This window comes from Thauera butanivorans NBRC 103042, from assembly GCF_001591165.1.
Taxonomy (GTDB): domain Bacteria; phylum Pseudomonadota; class Gammaproteobacteria; order Burkholderiales; family Rhodocyclaceae; genus Thauera; species Thauera butanivorans.
The window spans coordinates 1-21076 of the sequence record NZ_BCUG01000039.1; the positions used below are offsets into that span (position 1 = coordinate 1).

Sequence of the window (21076 nt, forward strand, 5' to 3'; positions counted from 1 at the left end):
CCATAGCTGAAGAATGGGGTAGAAAAGAATTCAATGGCTATTCGATTGACCAAAATGGAAATTTATCGATACAGCCCGATTTCGGAAGATGGGCGCGCGAGGCCCACTCCTCATCGGACGCTACTGTTAACGCACGGATAACCATACATATGCCGACTGCCGAGAGGCCATATGCGTTTGAGACAGTTTGGCAAACATGTCGTTTTACCCCAGCCAAGCCATTTGTCGATTACGCAAAGAAGATTGGATTGACAAACCTTGCGACCGCGATGTATGAATTTTTGTCTGAAAAGAAGTTTACCCCTGAAATAATAGTCATCTGCGATATAAAAGAAGACTATGAGCTATTCTGGAAAAAACTCTTCACCGAATTTACGTTGAAGTTTGAAATGACTCCAAATAGATGGCTGCTTGCTTATTCAATGAACCAGACAGGGGCGCTCTTTTTCTATTCGACACTGCCAGAACGGTTGCAATCTGACCCGAGACGAAGCTATGAGTAACAATGGGAAAATTTTATCAAAAGTGATTCCCATCATTCATAACCTCAGTTGACGAAGTTCCCTGCTTGCGCGAGCAGGCGCAAGCCCTCTGTTGGGCGTATCCGCCGCATGACGACGACTTGAACCCGATCCGAGACGGGGCTACGATTGGGGCGTGCCTGCCTCCTCCCGGCAGCACGCCGCACACAAGAGGAACATCAACATGATCACAACCTTGGAAGCGAAGACCCGCGACCGGAGCACGCTGCTGCTGTGCGCCGGCGGTGGCGCGTTTGCGGTCGTGGCGACGGTGGCGCTCGTGGGCGTCGTGTTTACCGGCAGTTCCCTGCTGGGCAGCGTGGGAGCCTTCACGGCAGTGGCCGCAATGGGCTGCCTGTTCGGTGCGTTTCTGCCGCCTGGGCTGATGGAAGGTCTGGTGGAAAAGTATCGGTCGCGCGACAACTACCATGGTGATAACGACGATCCCATTCATTTGCATGATTGGGATGATTATTTCCACAATCGTCAAATTAATCCGGTATATGCAGATATGCCCGGCAACGTGCATCACGATCCATTCGAGTCTTGGAATGACTGGAACACCCCACCGGGCCAATTCAGCCAATTCGACGACGACGATTTGCGTACAAATCCGGCGTACAGGGAGAACCCAATCAACATCTGGCATGATTCGTTCAAGAACTGACGCGCCGTTCGCGTAATTCCTACTCACGGTTACTGCTTCCGGATCCTGCCGCCATCCGTGCCGGCATTCTTCGATGCCTCTTCCTTGGCGCGCTCGGCAGCTTGTACTGCCGGATTCTCGCTGAGGGGATTGAACGTCGCCCCCGTCAGGCTGTGCGCGAACGAGCGCTCATCGATCCGATCTCTTAGTTCGAACTCCTCCTCCGTCCATTGCTTCTTGCCGGCCGCGACCTTGGCGTTGTAATCGTCGATGGCCTGCTGCCGGCTGGTCTCGTAGCCTGCCCGGAGCTTGGCGTCATCGGTCGGCGCCGGGCCGCCGATGCCTTCATCCGCCGCCGCACGCACCGTGCTCTGCGAACCCAATCCGAAGGCGGCTGCGCTGCCGTGACTGCCGCCCACGTCCGCCGACGCGGCTTTGGCACGCAATGCGCCCGCGTCGGCATTCGCATCGGATTCGAAGCCGACCGGGTGCCGGGTGATGTTGCCCGGCCCGAAGCCGTCGTAAAGCGACAGCGCAGGGCGCCCATCCTGGGTCATGCCGATGCCCACCTCGTGGAAGAATCCGCCCTTCACCAATCCTTCCCATTGCGCCTGTCCGGATGCCCCCAACAGATCGGGGCGGTATTCCTTCATCCACTTGTGCGCTTCCGGCGTCCAGTCGATCTTGCCGCTGAACGCCGCGCTCTGCACGAGTTCAGCCGTCTGCCTGTACTCGTCGGCCTCGCGGAAGGAGGCGCTGGCACCCTGGCGGTAGGCCTGGGCGCTGCGCACCTCGGCCGAGATGCGCTCCGCCATCCCCTGATCGGTCTTGCTGAGATGCCGGAAGTCCTCGGAGTTGACGTAGTTCTCGGTGAGCTTGTCGAGGCTGCCGATGCCTTTCGAGCGAGCGGCGGTTTGGGCATCATTGATCGCGGCAGATATCTGTTCATCCGTCCGGGATTCCCCACGGGCCGCCAATTCGGCCCTGACCCCCGTCAGCGCTCCCCCCGGCGTCGACGCCGCCAAAGCTACAGACAACGCCCTGCTCGCCGTCGAACTGTCGGCAATACCGAGGCTCCGCGCAAATGCGTCGCGCACCTCCATCGCCTTGCTGATCGAATGATCCAGTCCCACGCCGTTGCTGTGCGTATAGCCGGCGTTGCCGGTTGTGCCAGTGCCTCGCGAGTCGGCATATTCGAGCATGTTCGAGAACGCGCCGGCAGTCGAACGCTCCGCCGCCCTGCTCTGCTCCAGTCCAGCGGCGTGCGACCTGCCCGAGGCCTCCGAGGCCCGGGAGGCGATTTCCGTCGAACTGCCCAGGCTGACCGCGCTTCTGCCGATGTTCTGCGTGTAGCGGAACTCGCCGTCGCGCACGTCCTGCGTCGCGGTGCCGCGCACGTCGCTGAAGGACTCCATGAATGCGCTCGAGCGGTTCGGCCCCAGGGCCTGGTGCTGGAACTGCACGTTGCCGGCGCTGACGTTGCCGATCGCCGTCTGGTTGGCGATCGGCCCGGTGGCCGAAGTGACAGCCTGCGACATGGTCATGGCCATGCCGGTGATCTTGTTGAGCCCGAAGACGACGGCGCCGGCGATCATCGGCACGGCCAGCACCATGTTGCCCATGGTGCTCATCGAGGAGATGGTCGCGTCGACGATCGGATTGGCGGTGGCGAGCGTCATGCCGGTGGCGCCGCTGGCCGGAAGGTAGGCCGCGGCTGCGGCCTTCTTGATCCAGGCCAGCGTGCCGAGATAGTTCACGATGGCGTAGATCGGTGGCCACAGCGCGATCCAGGCCAGCGCCAGGGCGTAGGACTTGAGCATCTGCACGGCCTGTACCCCGCCGAAGACCAGCGCCAGCAGCAGCACGAACGGGAACAGGCCGTACAGCATGGCCTCGATGCCATTGCGGATCAGCGGCAACGCCTCGCTCATCATCGACGCGCTGGCGATCGACTGCGAGTTGAGCTGCGTCGCAGCCTGCGCGCGCGCCAGGTGCATCAGCATCGCCGTCGGGTCGTTCTGCGCCTGGCTCGCCAGCTTCGACGCATCGCCCACCGCGTTGATCATCGCGTTCTGCAGCACGAGCGAAGCGGCACTGTCGGCGGCCGAGCCGATCATGGCGCGAGCGTAGGCCACCGGCAGTTGATCCGTCACCCGGATCAGGGCTGCCGCATCGGGGAGACCTGCACCCCCTGTCAGTTGGAGCGCGGGATTCATTTCCAGCCCGAGGCGGCGCAACATCGAATTGACAGCCGACCCGATCCGCAGGTTGAGTGCCGCGTAGGCACTGGGGCAGTTAAGCGGCTCGACGATGTTGGTCGCCAGGTTGGTGACACCCGTGAAGCGTGCTGGGTTCGTGTCCGCGGCCAGCGACCAGATGTCGGTCGAGCTGCTGAAGACGCTGGCCGGGATAAAACCCTGGCTGATGTCGTAAAAGGTGCAGTTCCGGAAGTAGTTGGCCACGTCCGCCCGCGTGCGCGGATCGTCGAACACCATCTTGCGCGAACGCTCGACCATTCGCGCGCCGAACATCAGGCCGTTGTTGGTGAAGGTCATCTCCGCCGGCAGACCGGCCGGCCCGGGCAGGACGGTGAGCGCCGTCTCGAACAGATCGGTGAGCGTGCTGCCGATCGAGGACACGACGCCGGCCTGCGCGGCCAATCCGAGTGGCACATTGTCGATCAGGCCGGGCGGGCCGTAGCCGGTCTTGTCGACGACGTGCACCGTAGCCTTGGGCACGAAGAGCACCAGGTAGATCAGCACCACGGAAACCAGCCACTTCGGCCCGGCCATGCGTTCTGGCGCCAGCGCGAAGGCCAGGAAGGCTGCAAAGAAGCCCACGACGACCACCAGCGCGATCGCGCTCATGAAGGTGCCCGAATTCATGGCTGCGGCCAGGGCGTTGAAGAGCCCGGCCAGGGCGTCTACGTTGCCGTATGAGAAGATCTCGTAATTCATGGCTGCCTCAGAACGTTCCGCCGGTGGCGTAGCCCAGCAGGTCGGCCACTTGCTGCGGCATGCTGGCGCGCAGCGCGCGATCGAGCCGGTCGATGTCATCGCTGATCTGAACCATCGACTGCTGGCGCTGCTCGGCAACGGAGCGATCGGCCTCGGCCGTGCTCAGCATCGCCACCGCATTGGCTCGATGCGCGTTCAACTGGGCAATCTGATGCTCGGTGAGCGGTGCGGTGAACTGCGCCGTGTCCATGCCCATGCGCGCGGCACGGGCCAGCATCGAGTAGGCGAACTCGACCGCGACGTACTGTGCGTACTGCTCGATCTTCGAGCTGGCGATGGCCGGATTGTTGATCGCATTCGAGCTGGACAGCAGCCGATAGACCGGCGCCGGCACCCTGTTCACGAAATTGATCTCCGCCGTACCGATTGTTCCGGAGCGGCTGGCGATCTTTTCCGAGAGGGAGTGCATGATGGTGCGCACCCGCTCGGTGAGCGAATCCATCACTTCCTCCGTCGAAGACACCGTGTCGCAGTCGGAGCCGCCGCAGCGCAGCAGCTTGACCCGCACCCGCCCGGCCGGCACCGCGCCCCCGGTCTCGACGTTGCCGTAGAGCACGTCGGACAGGCTGCGGATCGTCGGCGGCACCGGACGCGGTTCGGGTGAGCCGTCGACCGCGCGGCTGTAGATCGTCGTGCCGGTGATCGACATGATGAGTTCCTTCTCACCCTGATCCAGATGCTGCAGCTTCTTGAGCGCGGCCCACACCAGGTTGCCGGTGAAGGGCAGCGTGTCCTTCAGGGTGGGGTCGGCGCCGGCCGAGGCCAGCGTGGCGTTCACGTCGCCGGCGCTGCGGCAGCGGTCACGCGCGGCTTCGGCATCGAGGCCGAGCGCCCCCAGGGCGCCAGCGGCACGCTCGCAGGCCTTCGTGCTGTCGAAGCCGGCCTTGCCCATCACGGTGCCGGCGAGCGAGGTCGCGGCTTCGCACGAACTGATGTTCGAGCGGTTGATGACCGATTCGATCTCCTTGAAGTATTCGATCGTGCTGCCGAAGAGCGGCTCGACGCTCTTGATCATCATCTGGAAGATCACCGACGGCAGCGCCGAGGTGATGTTTTTCAGCATGTTCTTCATCTCGTCGCTCGAGATGTGGCTGAAGCTGCCGCCGAAGAGATCGATGCCGCCGCAGCCGGCCCGCAGGCTCGGTAGTGCGACGCTGGCCAGGTTGTAGGTCTTGGTCGGCGTGCGGATGAAGACGCTCCCGCCTGTGTAGGTGCTGAGCGTCTGGCCGTGGAAGGCCTGCGGTGCGGTGACGTTGCCGACGGCGCCCAGGTCGTCGAACATGCGCTGCGCGGCGCTGTTGAGTGCCTGGGCATGGGCGCCATTGACCGCGATGGCCAGGCTGACAGCCGCGGCGAGGCGGGAGATCGTGTTGCGGTTGTTCATGGACGACGGTCCTGAAGTGAGATGTGCCGTACCGGCGTGGCTGCGCGAACCGCCGCAGGCTTCTGTTCATCGGCGATGGCGACGATGCGCTGGGCGAGATCGGCCTCGTTGAGCACACCGTAGCCGACGGGCATGATCGTGCCGGCGCCGGGCTCGGCCAGGAACAGCGCTGGGACCGTGTCGACGCCGACGGCCGCGGCCATGCCGTTGTCGCGCGCCGGCGCCGGAAAGTCCGGCAGCCCGGCGCCATCGAGGCTCACCGGGAAGACCTGGATGCCCGAGGCCGTCGCGAAGGCGCGCAGCGTCGGCCCGAAGGCGTGGCAATACGGGCAGTCGCCCCGGAAGAAGAAGTAGAAGACGTGGGTGCTGGCCAGGCGCTCGAAGGTATCGGCACGCTTTTGCCGCGCCTGGCCCTCGTAGGCCGCCAGGCCGATCGGGTTGACCGGACGCTCGAGCGTGAAGTCGAACTCCGGGCTGGACCAGATCGTGCGCTGCCACACGTCGGCGACGTCGCTGGAACGGCGCACGAAGCTCGTCTGCAGTGAAGCCATGGCCCGCACGTTCTCGTCCGACGGGTCGAAGAAGGCGCGGGCACGTGACGCCTGCACGCGCTTCTGGAAGGCCTCGAGGCGCGCGATCATGGCTTCGTCCGAGTTCGGATCGGCTTCGGCCGAGGCGGAAGGCTGGGGTGTCTCGGGGGGATCCAGCGTTTCCTCCGCCGGCGGCGGTTCGTACCAGAACCATCCGCGCTCGCGGTCCTGGAAGTAAGTGCCATTCGCCTGCGCCGCGCCGGCGGCGCCGAAGAGCGCCACGCAGAGCACGGTGGCCAGCGACCAGGTACGCGATGTCACAGGCGCCCTCCTCCCTCTGCCGGGACACGTCCGTTCTCGCAGAAGTCGATCTCATAGACCAGGCGCTGATCGGTGGGCGGGTTGTGGGTCGGCTCACCCGGCGCAGGCGTGTGGGTCTTCGGTTCGGCAACCTGCTCCTGCGTCGTCGTCACTTCCACGCGGGCGCAGCCTGCGGGCTGGATCGGCCGGACGCGGCGCACCTTGATGACGATCGGTGCGTGCGCACCAAAGGTCTGCGCCATGAATTCCTTTGCCCGGCCGCCCAGGATGCCCTCGGCGTCGCCGAGGCGGACCGCCTCGATGAGCAGCGGCTGCAGGTTTTCCACGGTGCGCATCTGTGCGTGCGCCGCGAACGGCGTGGCCAGGACAAGCGGTAGCGCCAGGGCCAGGACGTGGGGTCTCATTCGCAAGCTCCTCCTGCAAGGGCGCACGCTCCGATCCGGCCCGGTGCAATGGCGGGCATTTCGAGCGCAGCGGCGCGGATTTCATCCATGAATTCGGACAGGTCCATGCGGCTCAGATCGAGCGCCTGGAGCTGGGCGACGGTGAAGCCGCCGCAGCCGCCACCATGGATACCGAGTTGGGCGCGCCCCTGCCGATTGATGATCTTGGCCAGGCGGCTGTTGAAGCAGCAGTAAGAGTAGGTCCGCTCGATGCAGGTACGCACGACCTTCAGGCGCTTGGAGCAGCGGCTGCCGTTGTCGACGCACAGGTCCGAGTCGCGCTTCATCGCGAGGACCTGTTCGTTCTCCGAGCAGGACAGGAGGCCGGACATCTGGATCGCCATCATCGCGATCGTCCACGGACCGGGAATCAGCGAAGTGGCGAACTGCGAGACGGTCAGATTGCCGGTCAGCAGGCCGGCGAGCGTGCTGGAGGTACCGGAACCGAAGAGCGACGAGAATCCGCTGATGACCCAGTTCGGCGCGTCGGAGACGAAGAGCGCGTCGAACATGTAAGTCGAGGCCAGGGCGTTGCCGACCGTCCCCGCCACCCCCATGATCGCCGACAGGTTGTTGAACATCTGCGGATCGATGCCACTGCGGCTGCAGCAGTTGATCAGGCCGAAGAGCTTCTTCTTGCAGCTGTTGTTCACGCCGTTGAAAACCGTCAGCGAGCCTTGATCAATGTAGCGTCCGGCCTGGCGCCCGGCTTCCATGTAGGTCACCACGGTGAGGAGATCCGGATCTGGCGGGGACGAGGCATCCCAAACGTTTCCGTCGCGATCCGAGAAGGTCTGCGCCCCGCAGTTCAGCCGCGTCTCGGTGCGCCGCGTGTCCCGGTGGGTGCAGTCGAACTCCAGGCGCTCGGCCGTGCAGAATCCATCCTTTTCATCCTGATCGATACACGTCGCTGCAGCCGCAGGGCTGCAGCTGCCGAAGCGAGGCTGGTCGCAGTCGGACACGCCGGTCGAGCTGACGCAGTCGAAGGTATTGGTGTAGGCCCAGCACTCGCGGGTGATCGGGTACCCGTTGATGAGCCGCGTGGCCGGATACGGATCGGTGCATACGGAAGTGCTGCGAACGCATTTGTCGACGCGGCCGGTCGCCATGAACGGCAGCTCGTCCGGCGTTTCCTCGCCGTCCGGCAACAAGGTGCCGGGCGGGGCGCGGCTCTCATAGTCGGCGCAGGCGTTGACCCAGGCCTCGAGGACGTGGGGCGTGGCAGCGAAGTACAGATGCTCCGGAACCATCGCCGCCGGGCTGGTTTCGCCCGTTTCATTGTCGAAGCACTGCGTCTGGTCGGGGCTGATCGTCTGGTTCTCGCCGCAAGTCGCAACATGGCGCGCGATGCGGTAGCAGTAGTTGGTGCCCCGCTCGAACCGGTCGCCCCAGTGGTCCAGGTAGGGGCCCATGCTGCCGGCCGGACACTGCCAGGTCACACGCACGTCACGGGTCTTGGTGCAGCTGTTCTCGAGGTCTCGCCGGTAGTACCGGTGGCAAAACTGGATGTCCCGGGTGACGATGCCGGTCTCGGTCGTTTCCCCCACACAATCGGAATACACGGCCTCGAGGCCGTCCAGCGTCACCTCCCGCGAAGCGGCGATCGCCTCGACCACAGCGGGATCGGACCGCATGCCGGGTGTGCTGTCAGCGCGAGCAGTGGCGTCGGCATGTGCATTCGCCAGGGCTTCGCAGCCCGGGGTGCCGGGCGCCGCACCGCACTGTGCGAGCCGTGCATTGCCGGCGGCGGACAGGTTTCCTTCCTCCAGGGCAGCTTCGGGGGGCGTCTCCGTGTACCCTGGCGTCATCGACTCGACCAGGTCGCGGGCCGCCGGCGTCGTCCCCGCGATCGCATCCCGGGCGGCTTGCCCAGCTTCGCGGGCCTCGGCCGCAGGATCGGCCTGTGCGACGACCGGCAGGCCTGCGGTGAGCGCGAATGCGAGAAGGATCGACCGCAGCATCATCGGTTGCCCCTGAAGTGCCGAGCTGCCTGCGCGAACGCCGGCGCGCCGTGCTCGATGCGCTCGAGCGCATAGTCGATCGGCACGTCACCCGAGATCCTCACGAAACTGTCCTCGCTGAAGCACTGCCCGGATCCACATTCGCGCGGCGACACGCCGGCGGGCAGCAGCACGTAGCTCGGCACCGCCTGGACGCCGAATCGCGTGAAAACCTCCGGATCGATCGTCCAGGCAACGCGACGCTCGCCGATGAGTCTGGCGGCAGCCTCCATCGTTTCGCGGATGCTGTCGTTGCGCAGCCCGCGCATCACGAGTGTCGCGCCGGTACGCTCGGCATCGATGATCAGGCGCTCGAGCGAGGCGCGTGGCATCGACAGGCTCACGAGGGCCAGCAAGGCCGGCGCCTCGCTCACCATCGGGCGCCCGGTTTCCTGATAGCGCTCGGCAAGCGCCTCGAGGTCGACCGCAGCGGGGCCCTGTGCCGGTGCTGGCAGGTGTTCGAGCCGAGGACCGCGCATCGCGCTGGATCCGGAACTCGCCCGCTCGGCCGCCTCGAGGGCGCGCTGGATGCGTTGCTCGAGGCGCGTGCGCTCGTCAACGCTATCGTTTGGCTGAGACCACGCTGCAGCGCTCGCGAGACTCAGGCCGACCAGGAAGGAAATGGCAATGGGACGCATGGTTGCTCAGTACGGGCTCAGGCAGCAGTTGCGCTTGCGGAACAGCAGATACACCGCGTCTTCGCCACGGATCGGAAACTCTCGGCCGGCGCGCCAGCCGGCCGAGCTCGCGCCCATGGGCGGGCAGCAGCCGCCAGGAAACGCGCCGGTGACGGGGCGCGGCGCGATCATCTGCGGCCGGTAGGCGCGCTTGTCGATCAGGGGCTGGAACTGCGGGCCGCACAGCGCCGAGGCGCCGTGGTAGCGCCACGCGATCAGCTGACGGTGCAGCTTGAGCATCAGGCGCTGGGTGAGCAGCAAAGAGGTGTCCACCAGGCCCGTGTGATGCGTCGTCCACCCGTTGTTGGGGTACATCGAGCCCTGGCAACCCGCGCACCACCACAACTCGCGGCGCGGAAATCCTGCGCTGGCCGACACGCAGTCGGCCGCGCAGGCAGCCTGTGCGACGGGATTGGCGAAGAGCAGCGACTCGGGCGTGACGATTGCCGACAGCGCGGCGTTGTCCCAGGTCGGATCGACCTCCGTCATGTAGCCGATGTCCCATGATTCGTGCTCCAGGCAGGGGTGATCGGCCAGAACACCCAGGAGGAAAAACACCGGGTAGATGTACTGATGGACCTGGTAGAAGGCGTCGGGCGCCTTGCCACCGCTGCGGGTGCGGCGGCCGTGCCGCGAGGCCGGAATCGAGTCGGGCAGCTTCAAGCCGCCCAGCGCCGGGAAGCAGTACGGTGTGCGCACCACTTCCGTGAGATACACCGGCTCCCAGAAGCCCATCGAGACGCCGACCTTGGGCGGTGTGCCGTCGCACACGCACACGGGACTGCCCGGGTTCGGCAGATCTCGCTGTCCGCCGATGTTGCCGAGCTCGACCGAGCCGATCGAGATCGGCAGCACGCACCGCCAGCAGATGTCGGTTGCCGGATTGGTGAAATACGAAGGGCAGGAAGATGCCTGCGCCGGCGTGGCCAGCCACGTCGCGACCAGGACAGCCAGCGAGAGGATCCAGCGCCGCTGCATCAGTTGCCCTCCCCCGTCACCGGCAGCTCATCGATGCGCAGCAGCGCGCCGTCCTGCGTGACCAGCGCCGGCACGCTCGACAGGCCGAAGCGCTGGCTCAGGATGCCCGACTGGTCGAAGTAGACCCGCCGCTGCCAGGATTCAGCCAGCGGCGCCCACGCACCACCAACCAGGACCGGCGTGACCGCGCCGGCACGCTGCTCGATCACGGCAGCGGCCAGCGCGACCTGTGCGTCGTCACGGGCGTCGAAGAAAAGCAGCGGTTCGGCCAGGTCGACGACGTCGAGCGGATTCACCCGCGTGCCGGCCGGAAACAGGATGCGCCCCTCGCGATCGGTGATCGCTTCTGAGAGCACGATCGACGGATCGAACGTCCAGTGCCGGGCCTGGCGCGAGACGCCCAGGCCTGCGACAGGTTTCGGCGCCTGAGCATTCTGGATCACGCGGGTCTGTGCCTCACGCTGGATCCGCGCCCACTCGCCGCTGTCGATCTTCTGCTGCACCTGCGCAGCCAGGGCCTCGAGGAGATCCGGCTCTTCGATGGGATACACAGGCCCGTGCGTGCCCAGATCGATGGCCATCGCTTGTGCCATGATCGCCGTGCCGAGGCTGGCAAGCAGCATCCTGATCCTAATCATGTGGCTGCGCTCCAGTTCAGAAGATGGGTCGGGCCACGCCGACCACCCGCGCCAGGGGCACGAGGCCGGAACTGGCATAGCGCGAATCGAAGCTGTCGGGGCTGTCGGCCTGGGCGAAGAAGTGGCCGTCCGGAATCACACCGGCGGTGATGACCTCGAGCGGATGACCGGCGCGCGTGCGCGGCTTGGCGAAGCCGATCTCCGTGCCGTTGACGGACACGATTCGATCGGACACGGCGATGGTGTCGCCGGGCAGGCCCGCGATGCGCTTGAAGAACCTCACTCCGTCGACGTAGCCGAAATCCGGCCAGGGCGTGCCGGCATAGCGGTACACGACCAGGTCACCCCGCTGCGGGGCCGCGCCGTAGTCGAGCCACACCAGCGTGTGCGGCAGGCTAGGCGTGACATTGACGTACAGGTAGTGTTGCGCGACGCCGTAGGCGCACAGCGCCGGCACGGTGACGTACCAGCGGCGAAGCAGCCACCGCGCGAGTGAGAGGCAGTCGTCGGCCCGCCGCTTCAGGAACGCGATCATGGTCCCTCCTTCGCCAGCGAAGTCCTCAGCGCCTCGGTATAGTCGGTCAGCCGATGCCGGGCTGCGACGGCGTGGGCCGGAACCAAGGTGCAGCGGCACTCGGCCGCCAGCGCCTCGAGCGCGACCGGCAGGCGCTTGGCGAAGGCCTCTGCGCGGTCGAGTGCGCGGAGGCGGTCGAGGTCCGTGACCTGATCGCCGGTGACCATACGGGTGAATGCCGCTTCCTGCTCGCGGTATACCGAGGCGACGTCCACCACGCCGAGCCGCGGTGGCGGAGCGATCCAGAAGTGGTAGGCGGCAATCGCGATCCAGGCATTCGCGACCGAGAACGCCACCATCGCGATGGAGCTGAAGCCACCCGTCTCCGGCCTGGTGGACGATGTGCTCATGACAGCACCCCGCGTTCCTGCAGCAGTTCCTCGATGGCCTCGTCGATCGACAGGCCGCGGGCCATTTTCTCGTCGAGCGGGGCGTTGTCCTCGATGCGGTTGCTGAACAACAGCAACGTCGCCGGATCGATGATCGACCGCAGGACGCCTTCGCCCATGGCCGTGAAGGCATAGATCTCGGCGTAGGCACCATCTTCCTTTCGCAGGGTCTGCAGCAAGCGCTTCTTGTGCTCATCGACCGAGAGCCGCCCGGTCTTGGCCAACAGATCGATCGCCTCCTTGCGCTGCCGCAGGATGAAGATGGTGTCCGACAGGTTGAATGCTGCGGTCAACGCCGGTGAGGCATAGTAGTCGTCGAGCATCTGCGTCGCGGTGCCAAGTGCCCCGCCATATTTGCGGGCGCGGCGGGCAGCCTCCTCGACGATGATCAACACCACCGAGTCCTCGTCGGTGCCAAGCTGCTGCTTGAGCTCGTCGATGATCAGCAACTTGATCATGTCACGGTTGAAGTACATCTCGGATGTGATCCGGAACAGCAGGATCATCATCACGACGCGATGCAGTTGCGGCGAGCGCTTGAGCGCCTCGACCTCGATCACGATCAACTGGCGGTCGAAGTCGATATTGGATGGGCCATCGAAGAACTCGGCGTAGGCTCCTCCCCGGGCGTAGGGTGCGAGCATGACCGCCAGATCGGTCAGCCGCGTGTCGTGGGGATCGCCGGGGTTCAGGCGACCGGGCACGAACACCTCGCGCACGTCGGTCATCGTCATCGCGGTGCCCTTCTCGTTCCAGCAGCGCGTAAGCGCGGTGGCAATGGCCGCGTACTGGAATGGGTCGAGCTGGCCGTAGGGCGCCGCAGCTTTCGCGACGACCGCCTGCAGCATGGCCATGTCGTCGTTGAAGTCCACGATGTGGGTGAACGGGTTGACGTTCAACCCGCAACCACTGGCCAGTTCAATGTGCTGACCGTGGGCCTTTTGGCACAGCCGCTCGAACGATTTTCCGAGGTCGAGCATCCACACCTTGGCGCCCGTGCCCAGGTACGACCATGCGATCTCGTTCAGGAAGACCGATTTGCCGGACCCGGAAGAACCGCCGATCGCAAAGTTGTAGTTACCTTCCGTGTTGTCGAAAATATCGAAGCCCGTGACCTGGCCGCGCCGGCCACCGAAGAGCATCACAGGCGAACGGCTGCCCCGCCACTCGGAGAACATCGGGGACAGGTTGGTCGCGTTCGGAATGCTCTTCGTGCTCGAAATGCCGAGCGAGTAGAGCGCGTCCTGCATCGGTTTCGTGAAGCCCATCGGCAGCGCCGTCATCAACGCCGGCCGGTGCAGGAAGGTGATGTTCGACAGCGCGAATCCCGCGTCGCGCCAGATGCCCTCTGCGATCGTGCCGGCCCGATCCGCGTCGCCGCGCCGCGGAAACACGCCGATGGAGTGAAACAGCCGGACGAGCGTGCCGCTCGCGTTGACCTCCTGCAAGGCCTGATCCCAGTCCTGCTTTTTCTCGGCGAGATCGGGCATCAGCTTGGCCATGGACGATTCCGCGTTCTGCGTCGCGCGCAGCTGGTTCGCCGTGGTCGAGGCCTTGACGTCGCTCGGATCCATGAACTGGACGCCCATGGTGATCAGGAATGGGCACGGGTACTGCAGGGTGTTCTGCAGGGCATCGCCGACGAGTGCCCCCATGCGCCAGAGCGCCGCCTTCTCGGGGTAGCTCTTCGCGACGAAGAAGCGTGCGCTGATCTCTTCCTTGTGCGACGGCTTGCGGAACAGCAACTCGCCCTCGGTCGCCCGTTGGCGGGTATCGATGTCGACGATCTGATCGCGAATCTGCCGATACGGGTCGTAATGCAGACGCGGTGCGTCGCTATCGTGCAGCCGGTGCGGGTTGCAGAAATCCGCGCACCAGTTGATCAGATCGTCGGCATCCCACTGGCGCGACGGGAACCCGGCTGCCGACAGGGTGGCGCCGACGCTGGCGCGCAGGTTGTTCAGCCGATGAGCGGCGGCGGTATCTCCGGAACGCGACGGCATGTACAGGCTCACCACCAGGCGAAAGTCACGCAGAAGGTAGTTGCCAGTGGGCGCGATCGAATCCACTGCCCCTTTCAGATAGTGCTGGACGCGGCGACGCGCCAAGGTGCGGTAGAGGTTGGTGTTGCGGGCTCGCCGGCCCCAGTGGGCCGTCTGCTCGGCCTGATCCTCGTCCGCGATGCGCAGATCCGCATACCGCTTCAGGATGGGTTTGATGTGTGGTGTGCCGAACAAGTTGAACTGGATGCTCGCACCCTTGGGCCACGGCGCGGTGTAGATGCCGCGCAGGATGTCCGCCATGGCCAGATCAGCGCCGGACTGCGGCAGGCATTCGATCACGCACCCCACGCCGTCGGCCAATACGAAGGTTTGCTCCTTCGGGTCGTAGGCGCGATAGGGGAGCCAGCTGGAAAAGCGGCCAGGATCCCGGCCGACCTCGGGATCGTCATCCAGATGCGAGTCCTCCGCAGCGCCGAACAGGCTCGTCAGCCGTTCGGCGAACGACTCCCCGAGAAAAGGGTGCTGAGCTTCGCCTGCAGGCTCACCAGTCGTCTCCTTCCAGCTTCGGGAAGTCATGGCGCGGCGCCGCCGGCGCGGCCGGTGCTGCAGCTGAGGTGGGCCTGCCGCCAAGGATGCTGGCGAAGAAGCTCTCGTCCTGGCCGGCGCCGACGGTCCGATCTGCCGGGGGTTTCAGCCGGGGCTGCGCACCCGCCTCGCGGCGCACGCTGGCGTCGAAGTGCTCGATGCGCCATCTGCCTTCGTCGATGCGGGTGTAGACCCGCCTGCCATCCATCAGGTTGTCGTCGGAGTCGCGCCAGGGCGCGATATAGACGCGCAGCACACGGGGTGTGGTCATCAGCGGCGCGCCGTCCAGCGCATCGCCGAAACCTGGCGCCAGGGTGACGATACGCACCGGTGCCTCGCCCTCCTCGCCAGCGCCCTGCCGGCCCCGCGTCACGCTCGGGCCGTCGCCATCGGCGTAGTTCTCGATGATCGAGCGGCAGGCGCCGCCTTCAGGCATCGGACATTTGTGCGAATCGCTGCCACCCACACCGGTCAGGTCGGTTGCGCAACCCGACAGGCCGGCCAGGACTGCGATACCAAGCAAGATGAAACGCTTCATTGTTGCGGAGTCTCCATGTCGGACAGGGCGGTGGCCGGTTGCGACAGCCACGCCGTGAGGGCGCCGGCTTCGATTGCGCCGGCCTGCATGCGGCCGTCGTCGGTGACGAGCGTCGGTGTTCCGGCTATGCCGAGCCGGCGGGCGATGTCCTCGTTGCGGGCCGGTGCGGATTCATCGCAGTGGCCCGCAACGGGTGCCGGCGCGGCCTCCTCGCGCATCCAGGCACGCCACGCCGTCGCCGGATCGGGCGCGCAGCCGATGCGATGGGCAATGCCGTCCGAGCCAGGCTGCCAGGTCAGCATCGCGATCTGGATGCCAATGCCGGGTACTGTGGCAAGCGTCTTCTCGAGCGACTTGCAGAACCCGCACAGCGGGTCCGAGAAAACCGTCACCATCGGCGTACCGGGCTGGATGACGAAGGTATCGGCCTGCGACAGCACCGCCAGATCGGCACGGGTGCTGTTGCGTGCATGCTCGGTCTTGCGGTCGGCCGTCAGATCCACCTGTTCATGCATGTCGTAGATATGGCCGAAGAAGAAATAGCGGCCGCTGGGCTCGATGTAGGCGAGATTGCGGCCCAGCTCGACTTCGTACAGACCGTCGATCACCGAGGGACGCACCTCTCCGAACTGTGTCGCCGGATAGGCCTCGGCAAGCCGGGCACGCAGTTGTGCGGTGGAATCGCTGGCGTGGGCGCTGCCCGCCAGCGCCAGGGCTGCACCGAGGGCGAATGCGCGCAGCGCGGAATCAGTCTTCATCGAAATACCCCAGGGCCAGTTGATTCGAATCGGGCAGCGGCACCGGCAACTGCACCCCCTTTGTGAACACGATGTCGACGTCTCGTCCGCCATGCACCTCGATGACAGGGAACAGTTGTTCGGCAAGGCGGATGTAGTAGTCGGCCATGCGGTCGAAGGCACGGCCGAATCCCTGCCCGAGCCCCGCCTTGAATGCGTCACTGCCACTCGCGCTGCTGACAGTCCCGAGTGCCGAGGTGCTGGTTTCTGTTGCCGACATGGCAAAGCCGCGACCAAAACCACCGACCACGGCCGCCAGCGCCGCGTTGGCGAGTACCTGGCCTTGTTTGGTGCGGACATAGCCGCGCATCCCGAGCTTGCCGGTCTCGTCGTAGATCACGCCGTGCACCGGCGTCTCGAGCACCTGGCCGTCGTGCCGGATGCACGACAGCAGTTCGATGCGGGCATAGGCCCGCTCGGCCGAGAGCTCGCCGTAGGCTGCACCGACGGCGAGGCATCCCTTGAGATTGGCGCGGAAGTGGTTGGGCAGGATGGCCAGATCGGCAATGCGCAGAGTGACCGGCAGCGGGTTGTTCTGCGCCTGGCCGCCGGTGGGTGCGTCGATTCCGCCGATCAGCCTGGCCTTGACCAGGCCGACGGGCAGGAAAGTCTCGCCGCTGCGGCGATCATCACGTCTGAAGGAGGCGGTTGCAGTGGCCGGCTTCGCATCCGCGGCAGCTGCAGCTGCCGCTTCTGGTAGGCGAACACGGAATTGACCCAGGGCACGGGTCGGTGGTGTGGCTTGAGGTGCCGCTTGTGCAGGCGTCCCCCGAGCACCCAGCCAGTTGGGCAGCGGACCACCTTCGGACAGCGCCCCAGCGGCGCGCCCTGGCGTCGCCGGAGGGAAGGTCGACGGTGAAGGCGTGGCAGCCGACTCTACGGCCGGCTCGGGTGTTGTTGCAGCGACCGGTTCGGGTTTCGGTGCTGAGACAGCTGGCGCCGGGGGCGGTGTCCGCTGATCGGAGATCTGTTTCTGGAGCTCCGCGAAGCGACGATTCAGCGCTTCGAGCGATTGATCTTGCTTCGTTACGCGCTGACGCATCTCGGCCACTTCCTTGCCGGCGCCACCGACCCATGCGTCGCGTGGATCGACCTGCTCGCCTGCGGCACGGATGTGCGTCGTTGCGATGTCGGCGTTGCTGGTGACCGTCGGCGTCGGCTCGTTGCTACTGGTGGCGAAGATGAGGTACATCCCGCCATAGATTGCGAGGAGCACGCCGGCGAGAATGGCGTACTGCTTGCCCTTGCCGGATTTGAGCCCTGGAATGCGAGTGCCCTTCGGGCCACCTCTACGTCCGAATGCCATCAGAGCACCTCGTCGTTATAGGCGATGCGCACGACAGCGCTCTGTCCGGGCGCCAGCACGGCCTGCTCCAGCCCGACGGCAACCACGCCACGCCGCACGAATTCGCGCTCGTCGATCACCAGGCGCTCCGATGAACGGTTGGTGAGCAGGTAGGCCTCGAGACGCCAGCGGGGATGGCCACGGTACTCACGGATGAGCGTGAAATCGGTCTGCTCCCACAAGGCGACCGGGACGTTTCGCTCATGCACCTGGATGTACGGCGGCACCTCGTCCGCGGCGATCGCGCGCATGAGCATCACCAGCGCCTTCTCGTGGTTGGGAAGGCGCGTGTTTTCGGCGGCAACAGCCGGAATTCCGGCCGACCCGATGCTGGGGGTGATCCGGATCGTGTCGGCCGGAATTCCGGCGGGTGCCAGCACGAGCGTATAGGTGGCGTTGGCGGTGCTGACGAAGAGCGAGGTCGCCGGCATCGCCGGATCGGTGGGCTGCACGAAGACGTCGCCCCGCTCGTTCGAGCTGACCTTCAGCCGGCCGAGCGGGTTTTCCTCGGAGTGAACTTCGGCACCGACGAGGTCGATGATCTGTGCGCCCTCGACGCGAAGCCGCGTGGGATCCTTGATCGAGATCCTGACCGCGGCCGACTCGCCATCGGCCAGGGTCAGATCGACCGCCGCGCCTGCGTGCAGCGGCCACGCGAAGGCGGCTGCAAACGCGAGGACGATCGGCTTAAAGCTCCGCGAGCGCGGCGTTGAGATCGCCATGGGGAACCTCTTTGAATGCAGTGATGTAGGCGCGTCCGGACGCGATGCGATAGGCCACCAGGTAGTGCCGGGTGATCGAGGAGACGCGCTGGCCGTTGATGTACGTCTCGAGCTTTCCGCTCATCAGCGCGGCCAGCCGCTTCGTGTCGGTACGCATCGTCTCGAGATCGAACTGTGTCGATGCGTTGTCGCGCTTCAGGCGCACGGCGGCCAGCTCGCCCGCCTCTTTCAGCGTGCCGTGAGCCGATGGCGCGACGAACTGCAGCAGCAGCTCGTTCTTGTAGGCGACATTGCTGGGCGTCACGTCCAGCACGAGCGAGGCCACCCACAGCGACATTTGTTCGAGGTATTCCGTTGACACGGTGCCGCCCTCGATCCAGAACGAGCGCTCGACCGTCGGCGGTACGACGATGGTGCGTTCCCGCCCGAACTGCAGGTAGCTGTTGAAAATCGTGAGGATCAGGGCGAGGATCGTCCCGAGCGTGGTCCACTGTTGTCGCTTCAACGACGATTTGACGTCGTCGAGATCGTGCTCGTAGCGGTTGGCGTCCATGGTGTTCCTGGGGCAGTCAGCCGACCATCTCGTACTGCGCGGAGGGCGGGAAACCCTTCGGCGAGAACCCGACGAGTTCCGGCATGATCCAGTAGAGAAGGTGACGGAAATGGCGCGGGTGCCCGCGCGTCTTGATCCTTGTGACGCGGTACGCAATGAACCAGCCGACCAGGACGGATACGCCCATCGAGATGGCCGAACCCTTCATGAGTCCGAACATGAGGCACATCGAAAACGGCAGCGCGACATCCAGTTCCCACAGCCCCAGCTTCCAGGGGTCGTCGCAGCGTCGCAGGACGCGGGATTCGCCGTTCTGGTCCATTGCGTACCTGCCTGCTTCAGATGGTCGCGCCGAGAATCGCGCCACCGATGGCCAGACCGACCGCGCCGAAGATCGCGACGCCGATGTACAGCATGATCGGACCCATGTTGCGCAGCGCCGCCAGGGACACGAAGGCCACGGCAAATGCCAGGAAGCCGACCAGCGCCTTCATGCCCGGCGTCAAGTTGGAGAGCTGGGTCAGCGCGGTGGCGAGCGGGCCACCGATCGCATCGAGCGCGGTGAGATCGACGGCCTGTGCCACGCTGGCGATGGCGAACGTGACGACGAGCATCGACAGCGTGACGAAGGCGTTGCGACGGGTGAGCCAAGCCGGGAAACGGGTTGCAGTGAGAGTCATTGGGATTTCTCCTGAGAGTTTTGGTGGGTGTTTACCGGGTAAACACCTGGCGGGTCGGATTGGTCGGATGTCAGTAGGCCGTGCATGACGGCGAACGCGCGCTGGCGTGCGCGTTCGCGTAGATTCGGTATGGCCGTTGCAGCCTCCAGGACGACGGCGCTGACGGCGTCCTTCAGATCGAAGGTCACCGCCAGCTGCTCGCCCGGCTGGCAACGCTGGATCGATTTCAGAATCTCGAACGCCTCTTCGGAGACGAGCACTGCCTTGTGCCCAGGGGTGTGCTTGCGGCTCATGCCCCGGCTCCCTCGGCACGCACGGTCACGGTGACGCGGCGGTTCTGCGCACGACCGCCTGCGGAAGCGTTGTCGGCGATGTAGCAGCATTGGGGATGGCCGACCGCCTGCACTGTGACGCGATCGGCCGGCAGGCCGGCGCGTAGGCGAGCAGCGACGGTATCGGCCCGAGCCTGAGCCAGTCGTGCATTGACGCTCGCGGGGCCTGTGGCATCGGTGTAGCCGAGAACGTCGATCTCGATGTTCCGGCTGGATTCGAGCAATGCCCGGATCGGTGTGACGATCTGCTCCAGGCTGCCTGGATCTCGCAGGACGGCGCTGCCCATTGCGAAATGGGCCGAGACAACCGTGTACTCGGAAACGACCTCGAACTGCCCGGCAGGCTCAGCGTTTTCAAGCGCTGCCGGATCAGGAAGTGCGCTGGCACGCGCGACGATGGGCGTCTTCGGCGTGACCGCGAGATCGCAGCCAGTCGTGCAGAGCTGCCAGCCTGGTCCAGTCCAAACCGGCACGATCTGGGTGTGCCCGGCCGGCAGAAACCGGCGTTCGCCCTCTTCCGATGGCACCGTCGTCGCGCATGCGGACAGCGCCGATGCGAGGATCAGGGCAAACAGCCCGAACAGCCGGCCCGGCATCATGAGCATGCTCCGCGACGTGCCAACGCCTGCATGGCGCCGTACACTTTCCAGGCATACGTTGCGCGGGCACGCTCGCAGGCTTCGCCCTTCAATTGGGTGCAGGCGGCGTTATAGGCTCCGGTGGCATTCCAGCTATCGCCGTGGCGCTTTTTGAGGTCGGCGAGGATGCCCGCCCCGACTTCGATGTTCGTGCACGCGTCGGTCAACAGCCTGTCGCGCGTGATGCCCTGCGGCTCGAGTTTGGGCAGCCAGCGGGAATTGATCTGCATGAGCCCGAGATCGACGCTGCCCGTGCGGGCCACATGCCGATCATTGATCGCATCGGCGCGCATGCTCGACTCGACGCAGGCATGGGCTGCCAACTCGAGTGCATGCAGGCCGTAGCGTTGTGCGGCCTGCTCGAAGCAGGCTTGGTACGCCGGCGGCACTGCAGCAGTCGCGCTGGATATGCCCAGGGCAAGTGCAAGCGTGATGGTCACGGCGGCTCGGCTGGTTCGCATGCAGGTTCTCGTCACAGGTTGCAGACGAGGCCAGCCTACTTGCCCGACCCCCTGAAAAACCGGACAAAGATTTGTACGGTTTTTCAGGGGGTGCATCTGGTATGATTTTGAACCTGTGGGCCTATCGCTTTTTATTCTCGAATAACGCAGCAAAAACAATGCGTTATAAAAACGGCGTGCAAATGGCCTGAGGGCAATGGATAAAGGCGCTACCCAAAAAGGGCGGCTTCGCGTCACTTAAACCCCGTTCCGCGAAGCCGAAATGGCCCTTGAAGGGCTTTACGGGGAAAGGTCACTCCCTTAA

General features: G+C 65.1%; 23 protein-coding genes. 2 read left to right on the forward strand and 21 right to left on the reverse strand.

All coding sequences use genetic code 11. The annotated features are described in order from the left end of the window. Together TBU01S_RS23965 and TBU01S_RS15570 are read left to right on the forward strand one after the other, a co-directional pair. A partial coding sequence (locus tag TBU01S_RS23965; protein WP_157659163.1) for a hypothetical protein occupies positions 1 to 503 on the forward strand: 503 nt, incomplete at its 5' end. A gap of 202 nt (positions 504 to 705) precedes the next feature. After that, positions 706 to 1188 (forward strand): hypothetical protein, encoded by a 483-nt coding sequence (locus TBU01S_RS15570; RefSeq protein ID WP_068637764.1) that lies wholly within the window; start codon positions 706 to 708, stop codon positions 1186 to 1188. 29 nt (positions 1189 to 1217) lie between these two features. Here the strand turns inward: TBU01S_RS15570 and TBU01S_RS15575 are convergent, their stop codons facing one another. From TBU01S_RS15575 to TBU01S_RS15675, 21 genes are read right to left on the reverse strand one after another with little or no spacing between them, the layout of a single operon-like run. Then, positions 1218 to 4124, reverse strand: coding sequence for a conjugal transfer protein TraG N-terminal domain-containing protein (locus TBU01S_RS15575; RefSeq protein WP_068637766.1), 2907 nt, complete (start codon positions 4122 to 4124; stop codon positions 1218 to 1220). Between the two features lie 7 nt (positions 4125 to 4131). Further along, positions 4132 to 5568, reverse strand: a complete 1437-nt coding sequence (locus TBU01S_RS15580; protein ID WP_068637768.1) for a conjugal transfer protein TraH — start codon at positions 5566 to 5568, stop codon at positions 4132 to 4134. Beyond that, complete coding sequence (locus tag TBU01S_RS15585; protein WP_068637770.1) at positions 5565 to 6419, reverse strand: conjugal transfer protein TraF; 855 nt, start codon at positions 6417 to 6419, stop codon at positions 5565 to 5567. The genes TBU01S_RS15580 and TBU01S_RS15585 overlap by 4 nt, the downstream gene beginning before the upstream one ends. After that, positions 6416 to 6823, reverse strand: a complete 408-nt coding sequence (locus TBU01S_RS15590) for a hypothetical protein (protein ID WP_068637772.1) — start codon at positions 6821 to 6823, stop codon at positions 6416 to 6418. The genes TBU01S_RS15585 and TBU01S_RS15590 overlap by 4 nt, the downstream gene beginning before the upstream one ends. Continuing rightward, positions 6820 to 8826, reverse strand: a complete 2007-nt coding sequence (gene traN / locus TBU01S_RS15595; RefSeq protein ID WP_068637774.1) for a conjugal transfer protein TraN — start codon at positions 8824 to 8826, stop codon at positions 6820 to 6822. The genes TBU01S_RS15590 and traN overlap by 4 nt, the downstream gene beginning before the upstream one ends. Further along, a complete protein-coding gene (gene trbC / locus TBU01S_RS15600; RefSeq protein WP_083953648.1) occupies positions 8823 to 9500 on the reverse strand; it encodes a type-F conjugative transfer system pilin assembly protein TrbC in 678 nt (225 codons plus the stop codon). Before trbC ends, traN begins: the two co-directional genes overlap by 4 nt. A gap of 6 nt (positions 9501 to 9506) precedes the next feature. After that, positions 9507 to 10517 (reverse strand): TraU family protein, encoded by a 1011-nt coding sequence (locus TBU01S_RS15605; RefSeq protein WP_068637777.1) that lies wholly within the window; start codon positions 10515 to 10517, stop codon positions 9507 to 9509. Then, positions 10517 to 11140, reverse strand: a complete 624-nt coding sequence (traW, locus tag TBU01S_RS15610; RefSeq protein WP_068637779.1) for a type-F conjugative transfer system protein TraW — start codon at positions 11138 to 11140, stop codon at positions 10517 to 10519. The genes TBU01S_RS15605 and traW overlap by 1 nt, the downstream gene beginning before the upstream one ends. 31 nt (positions 11141 to 11171) lie before the next feature. Continuing rightward, the gene (locus tag TBU01S_RS15615; RefSeq protein WP_068637781.1) at positions 11172 to 11690 is read right to left on the reverse strand and encodes a S26 family signal peptidase; all 519 of its coding nucleotides are present in this window, start codon (positions 11688 to 11690) and stop codon (positions 11172 to 11174) included. Further along, positions 11687 to 12079 (reverse strand): hypothetical protein, encoded by a 393-nt coding sequence (locus TBU01S_RS15620; protein WP_068637783.1) that lies wholly within the window; start codon positions 12077 to 12079, stop codon positions 11687 to 11689. Before TBU01S_RS15620 ends, TBU01S_RS15615 begins: the two co-directional genes overlap by 4 nt. Then, positions 12076 to 14697 (reverse strand): type IV secretion system protein TraC, encoded by a 2622-nt coding sequence (traC, locus tag TBU01S_RS15625; RefSeq protein WP_068637786.1) that lies wholly within the window; start codon positions 14695 to 14697, stop codon positions 12076 to 12078. The genes TBU01S_RS15620 and traC overlap by 4 nt, the downstream gene beginning before the upstream one ends. Further along, the gene (locus tag TBU01S_RS15630) at positions 14663 to 15244 is read right to left on the reverse strand and encodes a TraV family lipoprotein (protein ID WP_068637788.1); all 582 of its coding nucleotides are present in this window, start codon (positions 15242 to 15244) and stop codon (positions 14663 to 14665) included. The genes traC and TBU01S_RS15630 overlap by 35 nt, the downstream gene beginning before the upstream one ends. Then, complete coding sequence (locus TBU01S_RS15635) at positions 15241 to 16002, reverse strand: DsbC family protein (protein WP_068637789.1); 762 nt, start codon at positions 16000 to 16002, stop codon at positions 15241 to 15243. The genes TBU01S_RS15630 and TBU01S_RS15635 overlap by 4 nt, the downstream gene beginning before the upstream one ends. Beyond that, on the reverse strand, positions 15992 to 17347 hold the full coding sequence (locus tag TBU01S_RS15640; RefSeq protein ID WP_083953651.1) for a TraB/TrbI/VirB10 family type IV secretion system protein: 1356 nt from the start codon (positions 17345 to 17347) through the stop codon (positions 15992 to 15994). The genes TBU01S_RS15635 and TBU01S_RS15640 overlap by 11 nt, the downstream gene beginning before the upstream one ends. After that, positions 17347 to 18108, reverse strand: coding sequence for a type-F conjugative transfer system secretin TraK (locus TBU01S_RS15645; protein ID WP_068637793.1), 762 nt, complete (start codon positions 18106 to 18108; stop codon positions 17347 to 17349). Before TBU01S_RS15645 ends, TBU01S_RS15640 begins: the two co-directional genes overlap by 1 nt. After that, complete coding sequence (gene traE / locus TBU01S_RS15650; protein WP_068637795.1) at positions 18074 to 18661, reverse strand: type IV conjugative transfer system protein TraE; 588 nt, start codon at positions 18659 to 18661, stop codon at positions 18074 to 18076. Before traE ends, TBU01S_RS15645 begins: the two co-directional genes overlap by 35 nt. Before the next feature lie 16 nt (positions 18662 to 18677). After that, positions 18678 to 18983 carry a type IV conjugative transfer system protein TraL gene (gene traL / locus TBU01S_RS15655; RefSeq protein WP_068637797.1) on the reverse strand — a complete coding sequence of 102 codons (306 nt, stop codon included), beginning with the start codon at positions 18981 to 18983 and terminating at the stop codon, positions 18678 to 18680. 16 nt (positions 18984 to 18999) lie between these two features. Next, positions 19000 to 19341 carry a hypothetical protein gene (locus tag TBU01S_RS15660; RefSeq protein WP_068637799.1) on the reverse strand — a complete coding sequence of 114 codons (342 nt, stop codon included), beginning with the start codon at positions 19339 to 19341 and terminating at the stop codon, positions 19000 to 19002. Further along, positions 19338 to 19634: a hypothetical protein gene (locus tag TBU01S_RS15665; protein WP_068637801.1), complete on the reverse strand. Its 297-nt coding sequence runs from the start codon at positions 19632 to 19634 to the stop codon at positions 19338 to 19340. Before TBU01S_RS15665 ends, TBU01S_RS15660 begins: the two co-directional genes overlap by 4 nt. Further along, entirely contained in the window at positions 19631 to 20272 is a 642-nt protein-coding gene (locus tag TBU01S_RS15670; RefSeq protein ID WP_068637803.1) for an OmpA family protein, read from the reverse strand. Before TBU01S_RS15670 ends, TBU01S_RS15665 begins: the two co-directional genes overlap by 4 nt. After that, positions 20269 to 20751, reverse strand: coding sequence for a lytic transglycosylase domain-containing protein (locus TBU01S_RS15675; protein WP_217999638.1), 483 nt, complete (start codon positions 20749 to 20751; stop codon positions 20269 to 20271). Before TBU01S_RS15675 ends, TBU01S_RS15670 begins: the two co-directional genes overlap by 4 nt. Positions 20752 to 21076 lie beyond the last annotated feature (325 nt).